At 73.7% G+C, this 23,804-nt stretch carries 21 protein-coding genes; 6 read left to right on the top strand and 15 right to left on the bottom strand.

What is annotated here, in order from left to right:
• Positions 1-111 precede the first annotated feature (111 nt).
• Positions 112-2,103 carry an SWIM zinc finger family protein gene (locus tag ACFC02_RS27100; protein WP_376362387.1) on the bottom strand — a complete coding sequence of 664 codons (1,992 nt, stop codon included), beginning with the start codon at positions 2,101-2,103 and terminating at the stop codon, positions 112-114.
• Here ACFC02_RS27100 and ACFC02_RS27095 point away from each other — a divergent pair.
• A complete protein-coding gene (locus ACFC02_RS27095) occupies positions 2,027-2,395 on the top strand; it encodes a hypothetical protein (RefSeq protein ID WP_376362390.1) in 369 nt (122 codons plus the stop codon). The genes ACFC02_RS27100 and ACFC02_RS27095 overlap by 77 nt on opposite strands.
• 193 nt (positions 2,396-2,588) lie before the next feature.
• On the opposite strand, the gene ACFC02_RS27090 is transcribed toward ACFC02_RS27095, so the two are convergent.
• From ACFC02_RS27090 to ACFC02_RS27050, 9 genes are all read right to left on the bottom strand, one after another.
• Positions 2,589-5,558 carry an SNF2-related protein gene (locus ACFC02_RS27090; RefSeq protein ID WP_376362372.1) on the bottom strand — a complete coding sequence of 990 codons (2,970 nt, stop codon included), beginning with the start codon at positions 5,556-5,558 and terminating at the stop codon, positions 2,589-2,591.
• A 157-nt stretch (positions 5,559-5,715) separates the two neighbouring features.
• A complete protein-coding gene (locus ACFC02_RS27085; protein WP_376362369.1) occupies positions 5,716-6,300 on the bottom strand; it encodes a sugar kinase in 585 nt (194 codons plus the stop codon).
• A complete protein-coding gene (locus tag ACFC02_RS27080) occupies positions 6,297-7,445 on the bottom strand; it encodes an ROK family glucokinase (protein ID WP_360972693.1) in 1,149 nt (382 codons plus the stop codon). The genes ACFC02_RS27085 and ACFC02_RS27080 overlap by 4 nt, the downstream gene beginning before the upstream one ends.
• 117 nt (positions 7,446-7,562) lie before the next feature.
• On the bottom strand, positions 7,563-8,360 hold the full coding sequence (locus ACFC02_RS27075; protein WP_376362366.1) for an ATP-binding cassette domain-containing protein: 798 nt from the start codon (positions 8,358-8,360) through the stop codon (positions 7,563-7,565).
• A complete protein-coding gene (locus tag ACFC02_RS27070) occupies positions 8,357-9,406 on the bottom strand; it encodes an ABC transporter permease (protein ID WP_376362362.1) in 1,050 nt (349 codons plus the stop codon). Before ACFC02_RS27070 ends, ACFC02_RS27075 begins: the two co-directional genes overlap by 4 nt.
• Entirely contained in the window at positions 9,403-10,407 is a 1,005-nt protein-coding gene (locus tag ACFC02_RS27065) for a sugar ABC transporter substrate-binding protein (RefSeq protein WP_376362359.1), read from the bottom strand. Before ACFC02_RS27065 ends, ACFC02_RS27070 begins: the two co-directional genes overlap by 4 nt.
• Positions 10,408-10,653: 246 nt before the next feature.
• Positions 10,654-11,391, bottom strand: a complete 738-nt coding sequence (locus tag ACFC02_RS27060) for a GntR family transcriptional regulator (RefSeq protein WP_376362384.1) — start codon at positions 11,389-11,391, stop codon at positions 10,654-10,656.
• A 210-nt stretch (positions 11,392-11,601) separates the two neighbouring features.
• Entirely contained in the window at positions 11,602-12,804 is a 1,203-nt protein-coding gene (locus ACFC02_RS27055; protein WP_376362356.1) for a cytochrome P450, read from the bottom strand.
• A 150-nt stretch (positions 12,805-12,954) separates the two neighbouring features.
• The gene (locus ACFC02_RS27050) at positions 12,955-13,626 is read right to left on the bottom strand and encodes a response regulator (protein ID WP_376362354.1); all 672 of its coding nucleotides are present in this window, start codon (positions 13,624-13,626) and stop codon (positions 12,955-12,957) included.
• Positions 13,627-13,834: 208 nt separating this feature from the next.
• Between ACFC02_RS27050 and ACFC02_RS27045 the strand changes: the two genes are divergently transcribed.
• On the top strand, positions 13,835-14,800 hold the full coding sequence (locus ACFC02_RS27045; RefSeq protein ID WP_376362351.1) for an NADPH:quinone reductase: 966 nt from the start codon (positions 13,835-13,837) through the stop codon (positions 14,798-14,800).
• A gap of 308 nt (positions 14,801-15,108) precedes the next feature.
• Here the strand turns inward: ACFC02_RS27045 and ACFC02_RS27040 are convergent, their stop codons facing one another.
• Positions 15,109-16,368 carry a sensor histidine kinase gene (locus ACFC02_RS27040; RefSeq protein WP_376362348.1) on the bottom strand — a complete coding sequence of 420 codons (1,260 nt, stop codon included), beginning with the start codon at positions 16,366-16,368 and terminating at the stop codon, positions 15,109-15,111.
• 171 nt (positions 16,369-16,539) lie between these two features.
• Here ACFC02_RS27040 and ACFC02_RS27035 point away from each other — a divergent pair, with 171 nt between their 5' ends.
• Positions 16,540-16,737, top strand: coding sequence for a hypothetical protein (locus ACFC02_RS27035; RefSeq protein ID WP_376362345.1), 198 nt, complete (start codon positions 16,540-16,542; stop codon positions 16,735-16,737).
• 88 nt (positions 16,738-16,825) lie between these two features.
• Here ACFC02_RS27035 and ACFC02_RS27030 read toward each other — a convergent pair whose 3' ends face one another.
• On the bottom strand, positions 16,826-17,221 hold the full coding sequence (locus ACFC02_RS27030) for a ribonuclease domain-containing protein (protein WP_376362341.1): 396 nt from the start codon (positions 17,219-17,221) through the stop codon (positions 16,826-16,828).
• Positions 17,222-17,554: 333 nt separating this feature from the next.
• On the opposite strand from ACFC02_RS27030, the gene ACFC02_RS27025 reads away from it, so the two are divergent.
• Complete coding sequence (locus ACFC02_RS27025; RefSeq protein WP_376362381.1) at positions 17,555-18,274, top strand: SDR family oxidoreductase; 720 nt, start codon at positions 17,555-17,557, stop codon at positions 18,272-18,274.
• A gap of 328 nt (positions 18,275-18,602) precedes the next feature.
• Here ACFC02_RS27025 and alc read toward each other — a convergent pair whose 3' ends face one another.
• Both alc and allB read right to left on the bottom strand, forming a co-directional pair.
• The gene (gene alc / locus ACFC02_RS27020) at positions 18,603-19,718 is read right to left on the bottom strand and encodes an allantoicase (RefSeq protein WP_376362338.1); all 1,116 of its coding nucleotides are present in this window, start codon (positions 19,716-19,718) and stop codon (positions 18,603-18,605) included.
• 101 nt (positions 19,719-19,819) lie between these two features.
• The gene (gene allB, locus ACFC02_RS27015; RefSeq protein WP_376362335.1) at positions 19,820-21,157 is read right to left on the bottom strand and encodes an allantoinase AllB; all 1,338 of its coding nucleotides are present in this window, start codon (positions 21,155-21,157) and stop codon (positions 19,820-19,822) included.
• A gap of 292 nt (positions 21,158-21,449) precedes the next feature.
• Here allB and ACFC02_RS27010 point away from each other — a divergent pair, with 292 nt between their 5' ends.
• Positions 21,450-22,250, top strand: a complete 801-nt coding sequence (locus ACFC02_RS27010) for an IclR family transcriptional regulator (protein WP_360972717.1) — start codon at positions 21,450-21,452, stop codon at positions 22,248-22,250.
• Positions 22,251-22,633: 383 nt separating this feature from the next.
• Here ACFC02_RS27010 and ACFC02_RS27005 read toward each other — a convergent pair whose 3' ends face one another.
• The gene (locus ACFC02_RS27005) at positions 22,634-22,972 is read right to left on the bottom strand and encodes a DUF5955 family protein (protein WP_376362331.1); all 339 of its coding nucleotides are present in this window, start codon (positions 22,970-22,972) and stop codon (positions 22,634-22,636) included.
• 153 nt (positions 22,973-23,125) lie between these two features.
• Here ACFC02_RS27005 and ACFC02_RS27000 point away from each other — a divergent pair, with 153 nt between their 5' ends.
• A complete protein-coding gene (locus ACFC02_RS27000) occupies positions 23,126-23,764 on the top strand; it encodes an NTP transferase domain-containing protein (RefSeq protein ID WP_376362378.1) in 639 nt (212 codons plus the stop codon).
• The last annotated feature ends 40 nt before the right edge of the window (positions 23,765-23,804 follow it).

Below are 23,804 nucleotides of genomic sequence, written 5' to 3'. Positions count from 1 at the left end.
CGACAAATCCCAAACAGGACAGTCGATGACGTCAGTCAGTAGGCGAGTCAGGCTCATCAGCGGAACCACCAGTCATATCTTCACTGTCAGTAGGTCGGTCAGGTCAGCAGGTCACAGGCCGGCGGATGGCTCCAGGCCCGTCAGGGCGCCGACCGGGTCCAGGTCGGGGGTGCCGCGGGGCCACCAGTCCTCGCGGCCGGGCTCGGACTCGTACGCGTACCACAGGCCCTCCCGGCCCAGGCGGAGCTGGAGCCTGCCGCCGGGGTGGGTGAGGCGGTTGCGGTGCGGGCGGAAGGCGGGCAGGTCGGCGGCGAGGAGCAGGGGCCGGGCCCGGTCGAACCGGCCGGCCGGCGGGTCCCAGGGCTCCTCCAGGACGGCGAGCCCTGCCGCGCCGCCCTGCCGCCAGGCGGCCACCGCGCGGGCCAGTTCGGCCGGCGTGCGTCCGGCGGCGGAGGCCAGCGAGGCGTACAGGGAGCGGGTGGCGGCGGTCAGTCCCGAGCCGGGGCGCGCCGCGGCGAGGCGCACCGCGTCCTGCCACAGGGTCAGCCCGCCGACGGGGTCGCGGCCCGTGGTGAGCAGGGCGTGGGCGCGTACGGCGGCGTCGGTCGCCAAATGGTCCAGGGCGAGCGGGTCCGGACCGCCGGGCGCCGAGGGGTAGGCCGGAGGCTGCTCCGGATGCGGCGGGGGCGGCAGCGCGGCGGGCAGGGGCAGCGGGCGGCGCGTGAGGGCGTCCGCGGCCCGTGTCCCCGGCAGCGGCTCCGGTTCCCGTTCCTGGGCGGCACGGGCGGCACGGGCCGCGCTGCGCCGGGAGAGGGCGTCGAGCAGTTCCCGCTCGCCCCGGCCGCGGAGCAGCAGCAGGACGAAGGGGTCGGCGTCCAGCAGCCGCGCCGTCTCGTAGCACAGGGCCGCGGCGTGTTTGCAGGGGTGGCCGCGGTCGGGGCAGGAGCAGTGCGCTTCCAGGTCGTGCGGGCCGGGGAGCAGCGGGATGCCGCAGTCGGTCAGGGTCTGCGGCATCTCCTTGTCCAGGAGTGCGGCGATGTGGGCCGGCCGCTCGGCGGCCGCGTCCAGGAACCGGTCCCACTCGGTGTCGTCCAGCGTCCGCAGCCGCACCTGTGCGCGGTACGGCCGCGGACGGCTGCCCTGTACGTAGGCCAGGACCAGGCCGGGCGTCACGGTGATGGCGTCCACGTGGCCCGTCCGTGCGTATCCGCGCCCCCGGGCCAGGCGCGCCGCGTCCATCGCGCCCTCCTCCAGGGCGGTGACCCACGCGTTCCCCCACCAGGTCCCGGCGGAGCGGGAGTCCGCGGCGGCGGGTGCCGGGAGCGCGGGGAAGGTGCGCCGGAGTTCGCCGTCACGGCGGGGGGATGCCATGGTGCGGGGGATTTCGGGAGTGCCGGCCGACGTGGCGGCAGGGCGGTCCGTCTCGCCGCCTACTGCCCGCTCCGGGGGCGGGGGCGGGGGTGGCTGCGAAGGCTGCGGATCAGGTTGTGGTTGTGGTTGTTGTTGTGCTTGTGGCTGCGGTTTCGCTTGTCGCTGCGGCTGCGGTTTCGCTTGTGGCTGCCGTTTCGCTTGTGGCTGTTGTTGTGTTTGTGGCTGGGGTTTCGCTTGTGGTTCTGGTCGCGGTGTCCGGGACATCGGCGGCGTCGTCGACGGCAGACGGAAACCGTCGGCGAGCAGTGCTCCGACGGAGCGGATCGAGGCGCCGACGCCACCGGCCGGACCGTCGCTCGTCCTCGGCCCGCTCCTGTCTGGCTCGCCGACCGGTGGGGTGGTCCTACGGGTTCCACTCGTTCGCGGGGTGGAGCGGCGCGGGATGCGGGCGGCGGGGAGAGCCCCTGGTCGTAGGTCCGGTGCCGCCCGCTCCTCCCCTTCCGCGTTCCCTTCCCCGTCGTCCCCTTCGTGGTGGGCACCGCGAGCTCGGGCGGCGCGCAGGGCCTCGCGGGCCATGTCGGCGGGGCGAGAGGCACCCGAGCGGGAATCGGTTGGCCGTGGGGCGCCCGGCACGGGCTGGTCACGGGGTGGTTCGGTGGGCTCCTCCGGCGCCGTGGCCGGGTCCTCCGCCGTCTCCTGCCGACGCGGCTCCGCCGAGGTGCTCCGGCGCAGGGCCGCGCGCGCCACGTCACCCGGCCTGGGCGGCTGGTGCGCCGGGAGTGGGGCGGACGATGCCTGGGCGTCCGGTGCCGGGGCCGCGGCCGCCGGCGTCCCGGCCGGTGACCGATGTGCCCGTGCCGCCCGCAGTGCCTCGCGGGCCGCGTCGCCCGGCCGGGGCGGCTGGGGGCGGTCGGGTGTCAGCGCCGCTGGTTCCTGGTCGGCGGCGGCCCGCGCGCCGGCGCCGGGGGCGCTGCTGCGGATCACCGGTGCCGGCTCGCCCGAGTGGCCCGAGCCGTCCGCGTGAGGGGACCCGGCCCAGTCAGCCTCGTCCGCTTGAGGAGAGCCACCCGGCTCGGCCGCGCCCGTCTGAGGGGACCCGCCCCGCTCGGCCTCGCTCGCCTGAGGAGACCCGCCCAACGCCGCTTCGCCCGCCTGAGAGAGCCCGGCCCGCTCGGCTGCGTACGGTTCCTCGGCCGCGGTCGGCTGCTCCGCCCTCATCAGGCCCCCCTCCGCAACGACACCAGGTCGGACAGTTCCCGGTCGGACAGTTCGGTGAGGGCGGACTCGCCGGAGCCGAGGACCGCGTCGGCCAGGGCTCGCTTGGTGGCGAGCATCTCGGAGATACGGTCCTCGACGGTGCCCTCGGTGATGAGGCGGTGGACCTGGACGGGCTGGGTCTGGCCGATGCGGTAGGCGCGGTCGGTGGCCTGCTCCTCGACCGCCGGGTTCCACCAGCGGTCGAAGTGGACCACATGCCCCGCGCGGGTGAGGTTCAGGCCGGTGCCGGCCGCCTTCAGGGAAAGGACGAGGACCGGGGTGGCGCCCGCCTGGAAACGGTCCACCATGCGCTCGCGCTCGGGGACCGGGGTGCCGCCGTGGAGGAGGTCGACGGGTACCGCGCGGGCGGTGAGGTGGGAGGTGATCAGCCGGGCCATGCCTACGTACTGGGTGAAGACCAGGGCGGAGCCGTCCTCGGCCAGCAGGGTGTCCAGCAGTTCGTCGAGCAGGGCGAGTTTGCCCGATCGGGCGGCCAGGCGGTCGCCGCCGCCCGGCGGCGTGCCGTCCTTGAGGTAGAGGGCCGGGTGGTCGCAGATCTGCTTGAGCGAGGTCAGCAGTTTGAGGACCAGGCCGCGGCGGGCGATGCCGTCGGCCGTCTCGATGGCGAGCAGGGACTCGCGCACCACCGCCTCGTAGAGGGCGGCCTGCTCGCGGGTGAGCGGAACCGGGTGGTCCGTCTCGGTCTTGGGCGGCAGCTCGGGGACGATGCCGGGGTCGGACTTCCTGCGGCGCAGCAGGAAGGGGCGGACCAGGCGGGCGAGCCGTTCCACGGCCTCCTCGTCCTCGCCGTTCTCCACCGCGCGCGCGTGGCGGGCGCGGAAGGACTGGAGGGGGCCGAGGAGGCCGGGCGTGGTCCAGTCGAGGAGGGCCCACAGTTCGGAGAGGTTGTTCTCCACCGGGGTGCCGGTCAGGGCGACACGGGCGGGCGAGGGGATGGTGCGCAGGGCTTTCGCGGTCGCCGAGTGGGGGTTCTTGACGTGCTGGGCCTCGTCGGCGACGACCATGCCCCAGGAGCGGTCGGCGAGCAGGGGTGCGGCCGAGCGCATGGTGCCGTACGTGGTGAGGACGAAGCCGCCGTCGAGGCCGTCCAGGGTGCGGTCGGGTCCGTGGAAACGGCGGACGGGGACGCCGGGCGCGAACCGGGTGATCTCCCGCTGCCAGTTGCCCAGCAGGGAGGCGGGGCAGATCACCAGGGTGGGTGCGCGGTGGTCCCGCGCGAGGTGGAGGGCGATGACGGTGACGGTCTTGCCGAGGCCCATGTCGTCGGCGAGGCAGGCGCCGAGGCCGAGGGAGGTCATGAGGTCGAGCCAGGCGAGGCCGCGCAGCTGGTAGTCGCGCAGGGTGGCGTGCAGGCCGCGGGGCGGCTCGGCGGGGCTGACTCCGGCGGTGATGCGGTCCCGCAGGGCGGCGAGGGCCCCGGTCGGCACGGCCTCCACGGTCTCCCCGTCGACCTCCGCGGTGCCGCTGAGGGCGACCGAGAGCGCGTCGACCGGGTCGAGCAGGCCCAGGTCGCGCTTGCGGGCCTTGCGGACGAGGGCGGGGTCGACCAGGACCCAGCGGTCCCTCAGCCGGACGACCGGACGGTGGGCTTCGGCGAGGGCGTCCATCTCCGTGTCGGTGAGCGGATCGCCACCCAGCGCCAGCTGCCAGCGGAACCGGAGCAGTTCCTCACTGTCGAAGAAGCCGGTGCCGTCGGTGGCGGAGCCGGGCGCGGGCCGGACCACGGCGGTGGCGGTGAGGTCGTGTGCCAGGTCACGGGGCCAGTGCACGGCGACGCCGGCCGCCGCGAGCCGGGTCGCGGCCACCCCGAGCAGGTCGCTCACCTCGGTCTCGGAGAGGGCGAGGACGTCGGGCACGTCCTGGGCGGAGAGCCGGTCGAGCGGGGGCCAGACGCGCGCCGCGCGGCGCACGGCCAGGGCGGCGTCCACGCGCGCGCGTGGGCCGAACGCCGTGTCGGCCTCGTCGGCCCACAGGGCCGCCGCGTCGGCGACGAGGGTGGGGTCGGCGAGGCTGTGCACCTGGACGACCGCCGCGCCGGCCCGGCGGGCCGGCTCCCTGCCGGCCGTGTCCGCCGCGCCGGCGCCGGCGTCCGCGGGGCCGGCGTCGAACAGGTCGTACGCGGACAGGTCCAGGCGCAGCGAGATCCGCACACCGGCGTCCATGCCGGCGGCGACCTCGGCGGCCCAGTCGTGCGCGGCGGGGAGGTGCTGGGCCGTGCGGTGCGCGAAGGGTTTCCCGGCGGTGTGCGGGGCGGCCGGGGTGCGCGGCAGGGTGTCGGCGACGGCGTCCAGGAAGGCCCGCAGCAGCGCTTCCGGCTCCGGCAGCCGGAGCGGGCCCGGGCCGGGCAGCGGCACGGCGTGGCCCTCGGCGGGCAGGGCGGCGGCGATGGCGCGCAGGTGGGCGATGTCGTCGGGGTCGAGCGGGCCGGCCCGCCAGGCGTCGTGCCCGGTGGCGGTCAGGCCGGGCAGCAGGCGTCCGCGCGCGGCGAGCCGCAGGGCGTGCAAGGCGGCGGCGCCCCAGCAGGCCGTGGCGGGGTGGGCGGCCGGGTCGTGGCGGGCGCGCACGAGGTGGGGCAGCGCGAGGTCGATCGGGAGGGACAGCGCGGGGGCGGTCCTGCGGCGGGCGCCGGCGCCGTGCGGTCGTACCACCGTGAGGGCCGTGTGCACGGGCGGGGCGCCGGCCGGTGGCGGGGCGGTCTCGGGGGGGCTGCCGGGCTGCGGGCCGTCCGGGTCCCACAGGAGGATGCGGCCTTCGCGCGGCAGCGGCGCGGGCACGAAGACGGCGGGGAGGCGGAGGGGCACGGCGTGCTCGGCGGCGTCGGCCTGCTCGGCTCCGGGCGCCCCCGTCCGGTGCGCCCCGGTGCCGGGTGGCCTCGTCCCGGTCGTCCCGGCCACGGCCATGTCGCTCATACGTCCTGTCACCTCCCGCTCGTCGGTCGAGTCAGCCGTCTTCGACTCTACGGGCGGGGTCTGACAATCGGCTCCGGGCCGATCCGGGAGCCGCCCCTCGGGGCCGGGCGGGAGGGGCGGCGGGGGCGGCCGCGGGTCGGGCAGGCGGGTCCGCGGCTCAGGGAACGGTCTGGGAGACGACGTACACCATCGGCAGCACGGGGTTGGAGAGGTTCACGATGACGTCCTGGCTGGGTGCCGGGTTGTCCTGGCTGTGGCTGAGGCCCCACCAGGGGCCGGGGCCCTTGAAGTTCCAGCCGGTGACGTCGCGGTCGCGGCGGCTGAAGGTGATGTCCCCCTTCCTGAGGTCGCTCCGGTTGACCCCCATGGCCTCCAGGAAGGTGTCGAGTCCGGGCTGGGTGGTCCGGAACTGGACGTAGAGGCGGCTGGTCTTCCAGTTGTTCGTCTCGTAGGAGGCGACGCGGTCGGCGGGGTGCGGGACGGGCACCTGGTAGAGGCGGCGCTGGACCTTGGCCGGGTAGGTGGGGGTCAGGCCGGTCGCCGCGTACTTGGCTTCCTTGTCCTTGCCGCTGTCACGGCTCTGGGCGGCGGAGATGACCAGGTACCCGGCCGGGACGCCGATCAGCACCATGATGATCAGCAGGGTGAGGGCTCTGCGGCGGTTGCGGTGGCGGCGGTCCTCGGTCGGCGGACGCGGCGGTTCGTCCGGCGCCGCCGCCTGCCGCGGCAGGGACATCGTCACAGCGCCTCCCGGGCCTCGCGCCGCGTCTGGGCGTACCGCTCGTAGCGCTCGTGTCGCTCGACCCGGCGGCGCTTGGCGCGCCGGAAGCGGCGGGCGACCAGCCGGGCGAGGTCGGCGGCGCCGACCATGCCCGCCTCGGGGCCGAGCTGGGCGCGGACGATACGGGCCTCGGGGCGGTAGCCGCGACCGGTGAGGTGGCGCTTGAACGCGTCCCGGGCGGGGCCGATCAGCAGGTCGTCGGCGGCGGAGACGCCGCCGCCGATGACGAAGCAGGACGGGTCGAGGGCGGCGGCGAGGTTGGCGATGCCGACGCCGAGCCACTGGCCGATGTCCTGGAGCAGTTCGACGCACATGGCGTCGCCCTCACGGGCCAGCTCGGTGATCATCGGGCCGGTGATGTCGGAGATGTTGCCCTTGACGTGTTCGATGATGCCGTAGGCGACCGGGGAGTCGGCGGCGGCCAGCTCGCGCGCCTCTCGGACCAGGGCGTTGCCGGAGCTGTACTGCTCCCAGCAGCCGCGGTTGCCGCACGGACAGCGGTGGCCGCCGGGCACGACCTGCATGTGGCCGAACTCGCCGGCGACGCCGAACCGGCCCCGCTTGACCTGACCGTCCTCCAGGATGGCGCCGCCGATCCCGGTGCCCAGCGTGATCATGACGAGGTGGTCCTCGCCGCGGCCGGCGCCGAAGCGCCACTCGGCCCAGGCGGCGGCGTTGGCGTCGTTGTCGACGAGGACCGGTACCGACAGGCGTTCGGAGAGACGGTCGCGCAGCGGCTCGTTGCGCCAGGACAGGTGGGGTGCGAAGAGCACGCGGTTGCGGTCGGCGTCGACCCAGCCCGCCGCGCCGATGCCGACGGCGTGCACGTCGTGCCGGTCTGACAGGTCCAGGACCAGCTCGGCGATGGTGTCCTCGACGACCTTCGGGCTCTTGGACTTGTCCGGGGTCTCCGTGCGGAGCTTCTCCAGGATGTTGCCGTCGGCGTCGACGACGCCCGCCATCACCTTGGTGCCGCCGATGTCGATGCCGACCGTCGGGACCCGGGGCGCCGTCAGGTGGGAACGGCGCTCACGGGTGCCCACGGTGCGCAGGACCGGGGCTCGGCGGGAGCCGATGGGGGCGGTGAGGTCGCGGTAGGTGCTCATCGGCCCCGATTCTGCCGCACGCCCGGTAAGGGTGCTGTACGGGGCACCGGACGACCGGTGCCCCCGGCGTAGCGCACGCGCGCGCGTGGTGGTCGCCCGCGCGGGTGCCAACACCCTTCAGGAGGTGCCCTTTTCGAGTTCGTGACGGAGATCGTCGAGTTCGCTGCCGCCCGCCATCTGACGGGTCAGCTCCTCCAGGGTGATCTCGTCGCGTGTGTGATGCCCCACCATCGTGCCCCTCTTCAGGAGCACGAACCGGTCCCCCACGAGGTATGCGTGGTGCGGGTTGTGGGTGATGAGTACGACACCCAGGCCCTGGTCGCGTGCCGCGGCCACGTACTTCAGCACCACGCCCGACTGCTTGACGCCGAGCGCCGCCGTGGGCTCGTCGAGGACGAGCACCTTCGCGCCGAAGTGGACCGCCCGTGCGATGGCCACGCACTGGCGTTCGCCGCCCGACAGGGTACCGATGGGCTGGTCCACGTCCCGCAGGTCGATGCCCATGCGCAGCAGCGCCTCGCGGGTGGTGCGGCGCATGAGGTCGACGTCCAGGCGCTTGAGGGGGCCGACGCCCTTCCTGGGCTCGGAGCCGAGGAAGAAGTTGCGCCAGACCGGCATCAGGCCGACCACGGCCAGGTCCTGGTAGACGGTCGCGATGCCCCGGTCCAGGGCCTCGCGCGGGGAGGACAAGGAGGTCTCCTCCCCTTCGATGCGCAGGACGCCGCCGTCGTGCCGGTGCAGTCCGGCGATCATCTTGATCAGCGTGGACTTGCCTGCGCCGTTGTCGCCCAGCACGCAGGTGATCTCACCGGCGTGCACTTCGAGGGAGACGCCTTCGAGGGCGCGGACGGTGCCGTAGTGCTTGCTGATGTCCGACAGTTCCACCATTGCCGTGCGGGTCTCGGTCTGCGTCACTTGGCGGCCTCCGCCCGCTTGCGGACCCAGGCGTTGAGCAGGGTCGCGAGGAGCAGCATCGCTCCGAGGAAGAACTTGAACCAGTCGGGGTTCCATTCGGCGAAGACGATGCCCTTGCTGGTCATGCCGAACAGCAGCGCGCCGACCGCCGAGCCGACGGCGCTGCCGTAGCCGCCGGTGATCAGGCAGCCGCCGATGACGGCGGCGATGATGTAGATCAGTTCGTTGCCGACGCCCTCGCCGGACTGCACGGCGTCGAAGGAGAACAGCAGGTGCTGCCCGGAGATCCAGGCGCCGAACGCCACGCCCGTGTACAGGCCGATCTTGGTCCTGGTGACGGGTACGCCGACCGCTCGGGCGGCGTCCTGGTTGCCGCCGACGGCGAAGATCCAGTTGCCGGTGCGGGTGCGCAGCAGGATCCAGGAGGCGACGGCGACCAGGGCGAGCCACCACAGGATGGTGACCTTGAAGTCGACGCCGCCGACGGTGAACGTGGAGGCGAAGACGGCGTGGGCGGCCGGGAAGCCCTCCATGTCGCCGATGGTCTTCGTGGAGACGGTGTCGTCGATCAGCTTGGTGAAGCCGAGGTTCATGCCGGTCAGCATCAGGAAGGTGCCCAGGGTGATGATGAAGCTGGGCAGTTTGGTGCGGGTCAGCATGAAGCCGTTGAAGGCGCCGATCGCGAGGGTGACGAGGAGGGAGACGCCGACGCCGACCCAGACGTTCGCCGTCATCTGGTAGCTGAACATCGACGAGACCAGCGCCGAGGAGGTCACCATCACACCCGCGGACAGGTCGAACTCGCCGCCGATCATGAGCAGCGCGACCGGGACGGCCATGATGCCGATCGTGGAGGACGCGTACAGCACGGTGCTGAGGCTGGACGCCCGTACGAACCCGTCGGCGGCCACGGCGAAGAAGACGAAGACGGCGATCGCCCCGACGACCGAGCCCAGCTCGGGCCGGGAGAGCAGCTTGCGCAGCGCCGAGGTGCGCAGGAGCCTTTCGTCGGTGAGGGTCGCCGCCCGGTCCGGGGCGGCGCTCATCGGGTGCCCCGATTCGCGTACTCCTCCAGGGCCGCCGCCTGGTCCTTGGTGACGATCTGCGGGCCGGTGAGGACCGGCTTGCCGCCGCCGAGGACGTCGCCGTTGTACTTGTACAGCCACAGCAGGTCGACGGCCTGGTAGCCCTGGAGGTAGGGCTGCTGGTCGACGGCGAAGCCGAGGGTGCCGTCCTTCAGCTCGGCGGCGACCTTGGCGTTCAGGTCGAAGGTGTCGACCTCGGCCTTGCTGCCCGCGTCCGCCCTGGCCTTGACGGCGGTGTCGGCGTAGGGGGCGCCGAGGGTGACGACCGCGTCGACGGACTTGTCCGCCTGGAGCTTGGCCCCGATCGCGGACTGCACGTCGGGCATGTTGGTGCCGTTGACGTAGAGGTTGTCGACCTTGCCGGTGAAGGTCTTGGCGACACCGGCGCAGCGCTGCTCGTGGCCGACGTTGCCCTGTTCGTGCAGGACGCACAGGGCCTTCTTCTTGCCGCGCTTGTTCAGTTCCTCGCCGACGGCCTCCCCGGCCACGGTCTCGTCCTGGCCGATGTGCGTGAGGGCGCCGAAGGCCTTGGACTCCGCGGAGCCGGAGTTCACCGTCACCACCGGGATGCCGGCCTTCTCGGCGCGGGCCACGGCGGCCTTCATGGCGTCGGGCTTGGCGAGGGTGACGATGATGCCGTCGACCTTCTTGTCCACCGCCGCGTCCACGAGCTGCGCCTGCTGCTGGGCCTCGTCGTCGTGCGAGTACAGGAAGTTGATGTTGTCCTTGACGGCGGCCTGCTTCGCGCCGTTCTGCACGATGTCCCAGAAGGTGTCCCCGTCGCCGGAGTGGGTGATCATCGCGAAGGTCCAGCGGGGCGTGTTCACCGCCGCCCTGCCCTGGGCCGCCGCGGCCTTGCGGGCGTCCTCCGCCCGCTTGCCGCCGGTGCTGCTGCATCCCGCGAGGGACAGCGACAGCGCCCCTGCGAGCGCGATGCCTACCCAGGTTGGAAACCGTGCCACGAGGCCGTGCCCTTCTAGCTGTGTTCTCCGGTAGCCGTGTTCTCCGGCTGTGTCCGAACGTACGCGCGGGGCCGATGGCATGCCCATCAACCCCGAACATCGCATTATCGGGCATGGACGGGCGGAGGCAAACGGCCGGGGGCCGGAACCTCCTCGCCTTGTCCGGACATTGTGACGCCGGGCCGCCGGATTCAGGCGCTGTTCTCGGTCCAGGCCGGGCCCCCGGATCAGGGCGGGGCTCCCGGGTCAGGACCGCACGAGCAGCTGGAACTCGAAGGAGTAGCGGGAGGGCCGGTAGGTATGGGTGCCGAACTCCACCGCTCGGCCCGTGTCGTCGAAGGTGGTGCGTTCCATCGTGAGCAGGGGAGCCCCCTCCGCCTCGGCGAGCCGCTCCGCCTCGGAGGGGGTGGCGGCGCGGGCGCCGATGGACTGGCGGGCGCTGTGCAGGGTGATCCCGGCGGAGCGCATCAGCCGGTACAGGCCGGTGGCCTCCAGCTGTCCGGTGTCCAGGTCGAGCAGGCCGGTCGGCAGGTGGTTGGTCAGGTACGCCATCGGCTCGCCGTACGCGAGTCGCAGCCGCTCCACGCGGTGCACGTCCGCCCCCTCGGCCACGCCCAAGGCGGCGGCGACCTCGGTGGACGCCGGGACGACCGTGTTGACCAGGACCCTGCTCGTGGGCCGCTGCCCGGCCGCCTCCAGGTCGTCGTAGAGGCTGCTCAGCTCCAGCGGGCGCTTGACCTGGCTGTGCACGACCTGGGTGCCGACACCGCGGCGGCGCACCAGCAGCCCCTTGTCGACGAGCGACTGGATGGCCTGGCGGACGGTGGGACGGGACAGGCCGAGCCGGGCGGCCAGATCGATCTCGTTGCCCAGCAGACTGCCGGGAGTGAGGGCACCCTGCTCGATCGCCGCTTCGAGCTGCTGTGACAGCTGGTAGTACAACGGCACAGGAGAACTCCGGTCGACACTGAGCGCGAGCGACACGGTGGGGTCCACATCTGGTTTGGGCACGGGCCGAGCGTAGCCCTGTGGTCGGTTGACGGGAAGTCGTGTAGTCAGGTTGTCCTTACATATTCAGGGCAGAGCTTGCGGTACGCCCCCGCCTTGCGGCAGCCGACCGGGCGGCGGAACGCCTGCACCGGCCACCAGGGTGGCCGGTCTCACCCCGGCCGACTGCGAAGCGGCTGCGACCGGCTACCAGCGCACCGGTAGCGTCCGGGCGCCCCGGATGAGCATGCCCGGCAGCCACTCCGCCGCCGGGGCGTCGAGGGCCAGGGCGGGCGCCCGGCGCAGGAGGGTGTGCAGGGCGGTGCGCGCTTCCAGCCGGGCCAGGGGCGCACCCAGGCAGAAGTGGATGCCGTGGCCGAAGGCGAGGTGGCCCCGGGTGTCGCGGTGGAGGTCGAAGCGGTCCGCTGCCGGGAAGCGGTCGGCGTCCCGGTCGGCCGCGGCGAGTCCGATCAGTACCGGTTCGCCGCGCGCGATGGCGGTGCCTCCGATCTCCAGGGGCTCGGCCGCGTACCGGAAGGTGGCGTTCTCCACCGGGCCCTCGTAGCGCAGCGTCTCCTCGACTGCGGCGTCCACCAGTGCGGGGTCGGCCCGCACCTCGGCGAGTTGTCCGGGGTGCCCGAGCAGGGTGCGGACGGTGTTGGCGATGAGGTTGACCGTGGTCTCGTGGCCTGCGATGAGCAGCAGGAACGCCATGCCCTGCAACTCCTCCGGGGAGAGCCGGTCGCCGTCCTCCGCGGTGGTGCGGATGAGCGCCCCGAGCAGGTCGTCGGAGGGCCCGGCGCACCGCTTGTCCTCGACCAGTCCGCAGAGGTAGGCGGCGAGCCGGTCCACGGCCCGGAGGAAGCCCTCCTCGCTGGCGGGTGCGACGAACTCGTTGGACATCTCGCGGAACGCGGTCCGGTCCATCTCGGGCACGCCCAGCAGTTCGCAGATGACCGTGATCGGCAGCGGGTAGGCGAACGCCTCCACGAGGTCCGCGCGTCCGAGCGGCAGCATCGCGTCCAGCAGCTCGTCGGTGATCGTCTGGATCCGGGGCCGCAGCGCCTCCACGCGGCGCGCGGTGAACGCGCGGGTGACCAGGGCGCGCAGCCGCGTGTGCTGCGGCGGGTCCGCCACCAGCAGGTGCCGGCCGAGCACCTGGTCCTCGACGGCCCGTAGGTTCTCCTCGCCGGGCCGTGCGCCCGTACCGGTGACGTCCTTGGCGAGGCGGGGGTCGGCGAGGGCGGCGCGCGCCTCGTCGTACCCGACGACGAGCCAGCTGTCGTAGGACTCAGGCGGTGGCAGCCGCACGCGGTGGACCGGGCCCAGCTCGCGCAGCCGCGCGTAGACCGGGTGGGGGTCGTCCCGGAACCCCTCGCCGTACTCCGCCAGGTCGATCACGTCTGCCATCTCGGCTCCCCTCCGGGGCGCGCACGCCGCCCGGCGCCCGCGCCTGCCCGGACAACGAGCGGCGGCGGCGCGAAGTGCCCCGCGAGGCGTCCTCTTCGACAGGCGCCGCCACGGCTTCGGGAGGCGCCCCTGCGACGCCTCCTCCTCCCCCTAGGAGGCGTCCTCTTCGAGGAGCCCCGCGTCATGGGCGAGCAGCGCGATCTGCACGCGGTTGTTGAGATCGAGCTTGGCGAGGATGCGGGAGACGTGCGTCTTGACGGTGGCGACGCTCATGAACAGTTCGGTGGCTATCGCAGCGTTGGCCAGGCCCTGGCCGATCCGGACGGCCACGTCGCGTTCGCGGTCGTTGAGCGCGGCGAGGCGCTCACGCGCGCGGGAGCGCCGGTCGTCGCCCGCCGCTCCGGCCGCGTGCCGCATCAACTGGCGTGTGACGGTGGGCGAGAGCACGGGGTCGCCGGCCGCCACCCGGCGCACCGCCTCGACGATCTCGGCCGGCGGGGTGTCCTTGAGGACGAAGCCGGCGGCGCCCGCGCGCAGCGCCCGCAGCACCTGCTCATCGGCGTGGAAGGTGGTCAGGACCACGACCTGCGGTGCCTCCGGGCGAACGCGCAGCCGTTCCGTCGCCGTGATGCCGTCCACGCCCGGCATGCGCACGTCCATGAGGACGACGTCCGGGCGGGTGCGCTCGGCCAGCGCCTCCACCTCGCCGCCGTCGGCCGCCTCACCGACGATCTCGATGTCGGCGGCGCCTCCCATCATGAAGGACAGGCCCGCCCTCACCAGCGGGTCGTCGTCGACGAGGAGCACTCGGATCACGGTCATGGGCCCAGCCAACCAAACCGCCCGCACCGGAGCCACACCGGCTCGCCGCCTGGCGGCCTCCGCCCGGTTCCCGGCCCGGGCCCCTGGCCGGGCCCGCGCCCCTGTCCGGGTCCCGGTCCGGTTCCGGTTCCGGTTCCCGGACGCCCCAGGGCGCACCGACGGCCACGATGTCGGCCCTGGAAGCCCGGCGGTGGCACCATGGGCCTTCATGCGTGCCGCTTACATCGAAAAGCTGGGGCCGCCCGACGTCATCCGCTGGGGTGAGCTGCCGCCGCCCGCGCCGAAGCCCGGCGAGGTGCTGGTGGACGTGCTGGCGACAGCGGTCGACCCGGTGGACACCTTCGTCCGGTCCGGGGTGTTCCGTACGCCGCTGACCTTCCCGTTCGTGGTGGGGCGCGACCTCGTGGGGACGGTGGCGTCCGGCGGGCCGGGGTTCGCCGCCGGCGAGACGGTGTGGTGCAACAGCCTCGGCCATGACGGGCGCCAGGGTGCGGCCGCCGAACAGGCGGCCGTACCGGCCGACCGCCTCTACCGCCTGCCTCCGGGCGTGCGCCCCGAGGAGGCGGTGGCCGTGTTCCACCCCGCGGCGACCGCGCACCTGGCACTGTTCGCGCACGGCGGCCTGCGGCCCGGGGAGACGGTGCTGGTCGGCGGGGCCGGCGGCAATGTGGGCAGCGCACTGGTGGAACTGGCAGCGTGCGCCGGGGCGCGTGTCCTGGCGACGGCCGCGCCCCGTGACCACGCGCACGTGCGGTCCCTGGGTGCGGCGGAGGTCGTGGACTACCACGCCGACGGTCTCGTGGAGCGGCTGGCGGCCCTGGCCCCGGACGGCGTGGACGTCCATGTCGACACCTCCGGCCGCAACGACCTGCGGGCCGCGGTCGCCCTCCTCGCGCACCGGGGCCGTGTCGTGCTCCTAGCCGGTGCCCGGGACGAGGCCGCCCTGCCGGTCGGCCCGCTCTACATGAAGGACGGTTCCCTGCGCGGCTTCGCCATCTCCCACGCGACGGTCGCCGAGCTGGCCGGGGCGGCGGACGCCGTGAACGAACGGCTGGCGCGGGGCGGACTGCGACCGCGCGCGGTGGAGTACGGCTCCCTGAGCGAGACGGCGCGCGCGCATCAGCGGGTGGAGCGCGGCGAACTGCACGGACGGCGCCTGGTGCTGCGGCCCTGAGGACGCGGCGCGGGAACGGGAGGCGGCCCGGACCGCTCGGGGACTGCCCGGGCGGTGACCGGGGTCGTCGGGGCTGACTCGGACCGGTGCGGGCCCCGTTCCGCGGCCTGTTCCCCGGTGACCAGGGCACGCACCACGGAGCGGGTCTCGCGCAGGCCGGCGTACGCACCACGGAGCGGGCAGCGGTGCAGAGCCGGCGTACGCCCGGCGCGAGTGGTCGTCGAGTCGGCGCCGGCGCGGACCGGCGTACGCCCGGCGCGTGCGGTGCTCAGGCCGGCCACGGCAGGTGCGCCCGGCGCGTGCGGTGCTCAGGCCGGCCACGGCAGGTGCGCCCGGATCTCGAAGCCGCCGTCCGGTGTGCGCCCGTGGCGCAGGGTGCCGCCGGCCAGGGCGGCGCGTTCGGTGAGGCCGATGAGGCCCTGCCCGGAGCCGGGAACGGGCGGGACCTCGCCCTCGGGCGGCGGGTTGCGGACGTGGACGGCGAGGTCCTGCCCGGCGCCGCCGGTGACGGTCACCGTGACCTCCGCGCCGGGGGCGTGCTTGCGGGCGTTGGTCAGGGCCTCCTGCGCGATGCGGTAGGCGGTGCGGCCGACGGAGGCGGGCACGGCGGCCGGGTCGACGACCTGACCGGTCAGCGTCACCTTCATGCCGGCCTCGCGGGACTCGGCGACCAGGGCGTCCAGCGCGGCCAGCGTGGGCTGCGGGCGGCCCGCGTCGTCGGAGTCCCCGGCGCGCAGGACGCCGATGATCTCCCGCAGGTCCTGTAGAGCCTCGTGCGCGCTCTCCCGGATGACCCCGGCGGCCCGCACGATCTCCGCGCGGGGCGCGTCGGGCCGGAACTCCAGCGCGCCGGCGTGCACGCTCAGCAGGGTCAGCCGGTGCGCGAGGACGTCGTGCATCTCCCGGGCGATGGCCTCCCGGGCGAGCCGCTGCGCCTGCTCGGCACGGAGCCGTGCCTCCGTCTCGGCACGCCGCGCCCGGTCCCGCAGGCTCAGCATCAGCTGCCGCTTGGAGCGTACGAACATGCCCCAGCCGATCACCGACAACGTCAGCAGCTCGCCGAAGACGACGACGCCCGGGTAGGACAGATCGGGGTCCGGGCGCAGCCAGTAGAAGAGCGGGATCAGCGCGAGCTGGGCGCCGCCCACCCAGACCACGTACCGGAACGGGCGGTGCACGGTGAGGGTGAAGAGGGCGACGACGAGCGCGCCGCCCGCGCTGTTCGAGACGAGGCTGACGGGGACCGTGGCAACGGCGAGCCCGAGGGGCCAGCGGCGGCGCAGCCAGATCGCGGCGCAGGCCAGCGCGCCGACCACCTGGTCGGTGACGGCCAGGGCGCGTGGCAGGTCCGTCTCGTTCGGCAGCGAGCGGACGGCGCTGATGCCGATGAGCACGGCCAGGAAGAAGCAGAAGAAGTCGACGAGCCAGTCACGGGCGGTGCGCCGGGTCCGGCCGGTGCGCCCCGCGTCGGGGTCGAGTTCGTCGGCCACGGCGGAGGGCAGCCACCAGCGCCGCCCGTTGAACACCGTCGGCTCCGGCGTCGTCCTGTCAGCTGTCACAGTCGACAAATCTACGCAACGGAAAAGGCCCGCCGTCGTGTGCGGAGCACATCCGCGACCAAAGTCGCCGGGCCGGCGACCTTCGGCTCCCAGCCCCGGGCGGCCCGTGGACCTTGGTCGGCCGGAAACCCGCCCCGCGGCCGATGCGCGTGGGGGGAGCGCGGGGCGAGTCTCGGGTGCATGAAGAAGGTTCTGGAGGTCGTCGGATTCATCGCCCTGGTGCAGGGGGCGCTGGGTTTCGTGCAGGAGTTCACCGACTGGAACGTGGGCCTGGTGCGGCGCGTGCCGTTCCTCCACGGCTACGAGGTGTTCGTGAGCTTCGTCCTGATCGTGCTGGCCTGCGCCCTGTTCGCCGCCGCCGACAGCCGCAAGCGGTGAGCGTGCGCCGGGCCGTCGGTGCGGCGAGCGTGCGCCGGGCGGCCGGTGCGGTCGCCCGGCGGCGGTTGGTGACGGCCCGGCGGCAGGCTCAGCAGCCGAAGTCGACGAGGTCGAACGTGGCGTAGTGGTCGGAGGTGTAGTAGTCCTCCTGGGTCCGCTCGCCGGTGATGATCCGGCGGGCGCCCCGGGTGGGGGAACCGGGGGTGACCACCGTGTACTCGTGGTAGTAGCCGCCGGCCTGGCTGGGCAGGACGCCCTCGCGGTTCTGGAAGACGGTGCCGTCCTGCGAGTAGGGGAAGGGCCCGCCCTGGTCGATCAGGTCGAGCGTGTGGTGCGCCTGGGAGGGCAGGGCGCCGTAGCAGATGCTGCCGACCGAGGACGTGGCGGCGCCGGCCTGGCCGGCGGAGACGGTGCCGCCGACGAGGAGGGCGGACAGGAGGGCGCCCGCGGCGCCGATGCGGGTCATGCGTGGGGGGAATCTCATGGACTCATGATGACGCGCGTAGACAGTGGCATGTCAATGTCAAATTCGTGGAGTTTACCGTCAAGTCCGGTGAATTCACTCTTGGTTGACCTTCAGCGTTCAGGTGTTCCCTGGACGTTCATGCGAACTCGAACCGGATCGAGAGCGGACGCGCGATGCCCGCTGCCGCTCCGGTCGCCGCCGGGGACCTCGGCGTCCGATGGCCGCCAGCACCGGTGGCGGCCGGCCGCTGGGATGGGGGACATGACTTCTCAGCGGAACCTCGAAGACAGCGCCCTCGACATCGGGAGCCTCCACGGCGGAGCCCTCCACGGCCGGGGCCTCCAGGGCAAGGTGGCGCTCGTGACCGGCGGCAGCCGCGGGATCGGTGCGGCGACGGCTCTGCGGCTCGCCCGCGAGGGCGCCGACGTGGCCCTCACCTACGTGAACGGAAAGGATGCGGCCGAGGACGTGGCGCGGGCCGTACGGCGGCTCGGGCGGCGGTCGGTCGCCCTGCGCGCCGACGCGGCCGACCCGGGCGAGGCGGCGGATGTCGTCGGCCGCGCGAGCGCCGAGATGGGCGCGCTCGACGTGCTCGTGAACAACGCGGGCGTGGGCGTGCTGGGACCGGTGGAGAGCCTGACCCTGGCCGACACCGACCGGGTGCTCGCGGTGAACGTGCGCGCCGTCTTCCTGGCCTGCCGGTCCGCCGCCGCGCGGATGCGGGAGGGCGGCCGGATCGTCACCATCGGCACCTGCATGACCCAGCGCGTGCCGGGGCCGGGCGGGACCCTCTACGCGACCGGCAAGTCCGCCCTGATCGGTCTGACCAAGGCGCTCGCCCGGGAGTTGGGCCCACGCGGCATCACTGCGAACATCGTCCACCCCGGTCCCATCGACACCGACATGAACCCCGCCGACGGGCCGCACGCGCCCGGCCAGGCGGCCATGACGGCCCTGGGCCGCTTCGGCACGGCCGACGAGGTCGCCTCGATGGTGGCGTACCTGGCGGGGGCCGACGCTGCCTACGTCACGGGGGCGGAGTTCTCCGTGGACGGCGGACACGCCGCCTGAGGCTCCGGGGACCGCACCGCGCGCGGGCGCATTGTGCGCGGGCGCATTGTGCGCGGACACCCCGCATGCGGCCCGTCCCACGGGACCGCGCACAGACGCGCAGCGTGAGGCCCGGACGACGGGTCCGCCCACAGAAGCCCCGCGTGAGGCCCGGGCGACGGGACCGCGCACAGACGCGCAGCGGGCGGGCGCGGTCGGCCGGCCCGGACCCCGTACAGGCGCCCGGGCCCCGCGCAGCCGCCGTACATGGATGGCGGTCCGGGCGGGGCGGGGATCGCGGGGCGCGCCGGTGCTGTCGGGCCGGGCGCCCCGCGGGCCGTGGGGCGGGTCAGCCGCCCAGTTCCTGGTGGCGGGCGGCCAGGCGCTTCGCGCCGTCCTCCGTCAGGGAGCCGAACAGACGCAGGCGGGAGATGCCTCCGTCCGGGAAGATGTCCACGCGCGCGTGCGTGCCGACGGCGGGCACGGGCAGCACGAAGCGGTGGTTGGTGTCGGGCTGGCAGCGCGTGCGCGGCAGGACCTCGTGCCACTCGCCGTCCTCCCCGTCCTTGACCGACACCGACGCCCAGCCGGCGCTGTTGCCCTTGAGGTAGGCGGTGTCGATCTCGACGGCGCGGATCTCGGAGCGGGCGACCAGCTCGTAGCGGATCCAGTCGTTGCCCTGGTCGCGGCGGCGGCGGGTCTCCCAGCCGTCGTCCATCTTGCGGGAGCGGCCCGGCTGGATGGTGTTGGTGGCGGGCGAGTAGAAGAGGTTGGAGGCGTCCTCGACCCGGCCGCCGTTCTCCAGGGCGACCACGTCGAAGGTGCCGAGCACCTCCAGCCACTTCGGGTCGGGCACGACCTCGCCGTACACGCGCAGCCGCGCGATGCCGCCGTCGGGGTGCTGGTTGACGCGCAGGTGCGTGAAGCGCTGCTCCACGTCGACCTCGAAGCCGTTGGCCGCGTGGCCGCCGATCGGGGTGCGCGGGACGAGGGTCGTCCACTTGACGTCCTGGGCGAGGAGTTCCTCCGGCGAGGGGGAGCCCGGTACGCAGGTGCCTTCCACCGACACGGCCTGCGCGTAGTTGCCGCGGAAGTGCGCGGTGTCGATGACGACACCGCGTACGACGCCCGGCGCGCCGAGCCGGACCAGCGCCCAGTCATGGTCGTCCTCGGTGGGCCAGGGGTGCCCGGCGGACGCGCCGCGGCGGCGGCGGGTCTCCCAGCCGTCCATGACCTTGCCCTTGTGCCCGAAGTGCTCGGGGTCGAACTCGGCGCGCTCGGGCACCAGCAGGTTCTCGCGCTGGGCGAAGAACTCGTCGTTGGCGGCGACGACCCCGGCGCCCAGGCGGCGGTCGGCGAGGTTGGCGTGCTGGGTGAAGGGGAAGTCGGCGGTGCGGTAGTCCGCGTACGGGTCACCGCCTCCGTAGGGGTTCGCGTCGCCGGTGAAACGGGGAGTCGCCGTCACGGTGATCAGTTCTTCCTTTCGGGAGTCGGCCGGTGCGGATGGGGAGCGCGGGTACGGTCGCGGTACGGCCGCGGTGGCACCCGCGCGTGTGGGTGGGTGGCTCAGTGGGACCTGGTCAGCAGCCGGCCCTTCGGCTCGGTGAACTCGCCGCCGGAGACGATGCGCTCGCCGCGCAGCCAGGTGGACTTCACCACGCCGTGCAGGGTCCGGCCCGCGTACGCGGTGACGCGGTTGCGGTGCTGGAGGCGGGCCGGGTCGACGGTGAAGGTCTCCTCGGGGGCGAGGACGGCGAAGTCGGCGTCGCGTCCGGCCTCGATGGCGCCCTTGCGGTCCAGGCCGGCGAGGGCGGCGGTGCGCGTGGACATCCAGCGGACCACGTCCTCCAGTCCGTACCCGCGCTTGCGGGCCTCGGTCCACACGGCCGCGAGACTCACCTGGAGGGAGGAGACGCCGCCCCAGGCGGTGGCGAAGTCGTCGGTCTTCAGGTCCGCGGTCGAGGGCGAGTGGTCGGTGACGACGCAGTCGATGGTGCCGTCGGCCAGCGCCTGCCAGAGCAGGTCCTGGTTGGCGGCCTCGCGGATCGGCGGGCAGCACTTGAACTCGCTGGCGCCGTCCGGGACCTCCTCGGCGGTCAGGGTCAGGTAGTGCGGGCAGGTCTCCACCGTGATCCGCACGCCCTCCGCCCTGGCCTCGGCGATCAGCGGCAGCGCGTCGCTGGAGGAGAGGTGGAGTACGTGCACGCGCGCGTCCAGGCGCTTGGCCTGCGCGATCAGCGTGGCGATGGCGGTGTCCTCGGCGTCGCGCGGGCGGGAGGCGAGGAAGTCGGTGTACTTGGGTCCGCCGTGCTGCGGGGCGGCGTCGAGGTGATGCGGGTCCTCGGCGTGCACGATCAGCAGGCCGCCGAAGCCGGCTATCTCCGCCAGCGAGGTGGCGAGCCGGTCCTGGTCGAGGTGCGGGAACTCGTCCACGCCGGACGGCGACAGGAAGCACTTGAAGCCGAAGACGCCGGCGTCGTGCAGCGGGCGCAGGTCCTTGACGTTGTCGGGCAGCGCGCCGCCCCAGAAGCCGACGTCGATGTGCGCCTTGTCCCGGGCCACGTCCTGTTTGACGTGCAGGTTGTCCACCGTGGTGGTGGGCGGCAGGGAGTTGAGCGGCATGTCGATCAGGGTGGTGATGCCGCCGGCCGCCGCGGCGCGCGTGGCGGTCCAGAAGCCCTCCCACTCGGTGCGGCCCGGGTCGTTCACGTGCACGTGGGTGTCCACCAGGCCCGGCAGCAGGACGTCGTCGCCGAGGTCCTCCAGACGGGCCCCGGCGGGTACCTCGGCGTCGTGGGGCAGTACGGCCGTGATCACGCCGTCGGCGACCACGACGGACGCGGCGCGCGTCCCCTCGGGCGTGATGACTCGTGTCGAGCGCAGCACCAGTTGAGCGTCGGACACCGGGACCCCTCTCTTCGTCGCCGCCGTGCTTCCAGGACACGAGGGCACAGGGACTTACGCCCATTTACACCCATGTAACGGACTTCAACGTTCTGTTGAAGGAGTCTTCACTCCCACCCTCACCCCGTCAAGGGGCACACTGCTGGACAGCCGGCCGGCGCACACACTCTGGACGTTTCCACAAAGCGGAATTAGAATTCCAATAGACAGAACGTAGTTCCGTACAGGCAGGGAGTCAACCGTCCCCCCGGTAGGCTTTGGCCCTTCCTGCCCGCCCCGAAAGGAACGCGCCGTGCCGACGTCCAGCGCCAGCACCACCGACTCCGCCAAGTCCTCCGCCAGCGGTGGCGTCCAGTCCCTCGAGCGCGCCTTCGACCTGCTCGAACGGATGGCGGACGCGGGCGGCGAGGTGGGCCTGAGCGAGTTGTCCGCCGCCAGCGGACTGCCCCTGCCGACCATCCACCGCCTGATGCGCACGCTCGTGGCCTGCGGGTACGTCCGCCAGCAGCCCAACCGGCGGTACGCGCTCGGCCCCCGGCTGATCCGCCTGGGCGAGTCCGCCTCCCGCCTGCTGGGCACCTGGGCCCGCCCCTACCTCGCCCGGCTGGTCGACGAGACCGGGGAGACGGCGAACATGGCGCTCCTCGACGGCGACGAGATCGTGTACGTGGCGCAGGTGCCGTCCCGGCACTCGATGCGGATGTTCACCGAGGTCGGCCGGCGCGTGCTGCCGCACTCCACCGGCGTGGGCAAGGCGCTCCTCGCGCACACCCCGGACCAGGAGGTGCGTGCCCTGCTCGCCCGGACCGGCATGCCCGCCACCACCGAGAAGACGATCACGACTCCCGAGGGCTTCCTCGCGGCCCTGGAGGACGTGCGCAAGCTCGGTTACGCCATGGACGACAACGAGCAGGAGATAGGGGTGCGCTGCCTCGCGGTCACCGTGCCCGACTCCCCCACCGCGGCGGCGATCTCCATCTCCGGTCCGGCCGGCCGGGTCACGGAGACCGCGACCGAGCGCATCGTCCCGGTCCTGCAGCAGGTGGCGGCGGAACTGTCCCAGGCGCTGACCAGCGCGGGGGCGACGGCCTGAGGGGGAGCTGACGCGGGCGGGCCCACTCGTGAGGGGGGCGGTGCCGTGCCGGTCCCGCGCACGTTCCGCCGGGCCGTACCCCGTCGGCCGCACCCCACCAAGGCCGCACCCCAGTCCGCGACGATCAGCCGCCCGGCCGGTGCAGCGGGCACGCCCACGGACCGACGTGCCTGCATCCCCACGCGCACGCCCAGCACCCGGCGCCCACCTGCCCGTTCTCCGTGTGACCGGCGTGGCCGCAGGGAGTGAGCAGGCCGGGCCCGCCCCAGGCGGAGGCCCCGGTCACCGTCGTGACGGCGCCCGCGGGCAGGCGCGAGGCGATGCCGACGGATCCTCCCGGGCCGCCGCCCCGAGCCCCACCCCGAACCTACCGGCTCGGCGGCTCAGTGGACCGGCGCTGACCCGGGCCGGCCGAGGGGTGGCGGCCCGAACATGTCCACTGCCGCCCGCACCTCGGACAGACCGCCCCGCAGGGCGCTGACCGAGCCTATGGAACCTGCGATCAGCAGCAGGGAGCGGCGCAGCCGGGGGATCTCGGGGGTGCCGTCGGCGACCATCGCGGCGAGCGCGGCGAGTTCGTCCTCGGCTATGGAGCGGTCGGGGAACTCGCGGGGATGAGCGGCGAGTTCCCGGCGTAACCGGGACACCGCAGTGCGCAGTTCCGCCACCCGCGGGTCCTCTCCGCTGCCGGTCACCGGTCTTTGTCCCAAGCTCCGCAACACAGCCCTCCCCCTCGCACGTCGTCGTGCGCAGTCCCCGGACGCGGGTCAGTAAACGCCACCCGGGGCGCGGCGCGCCACCGTACGGACCGAAATTCAGCCCCGCGCGCCGGGCACGGGCGACGGGCCGTCAGGTATGCAGGACGTATGACACGCATGACACCTGCGGGCGGCAAAGACGGCAAGGACGGCGGCAAGGACGGCACGGACGACGAGGTCGCCGGTCTCGTCCTGGCCGCCGGCGGCGGACGGCGGCTGGGTGGCCGGCCCAAGGCGCTGCTCACGCACCGGGGCCGGCCGCTGGTGGAGCACGCGGTGGGCGTGCTGCGGGCGGCGGGGTGCACGCGCGTGCACGTGGTCCTGGGCGCGCGGGCGCCGGACGTACGGGAGCGGGCGCACCTGGAGGGGTGCGTCCTCGTGGACAACGCCGACTGGGAGCAGGGCATGGGCTCCTCCCTGCGAGCCGGACTGGACTCGCTGGCGGGGTCGGGCGCGCGGGCGGTGCTGGTCTCGCTCGTCGACCAGCCCGGCATCGGGGCGGAGGCGGTGGCGCGGGTGCGGGCGGCCTTCGGGGACGAGACGTCGCTGGTCTCGGCGGCCTATGACGGCGTGCGCGGGCACCCGGTGCTGTTCGGCGCGGCGCACTGGGCGGGCGTCGCGGCGAGTGCGAGCGGGGACCGGGGGGCACGCGCCTATCTGAAGGAGCACGCCGCGCGGATCGCCCTCGTCGAGTGCGGTGACGTCGCACAGGCGTATGACATCGACACGGAAGCGGACCTGGGCCACCTGGAGTGAACGCGATGGCACCCAGCGCCACGTTTCCTCGACTCAGAGA

The organism is Streptomyces sp. NPDC056160 (genome assembly GCF_042268205.1).
Classification (GTDB): domain Bacteria; phylum Actinomycetota; class Actinomycetes; order Streptomycetales; family Streptomycetaceae; genus Streptomyces.
This window is presented reverse-complemented; position numbering and strand designations above follow the sequence as displayed.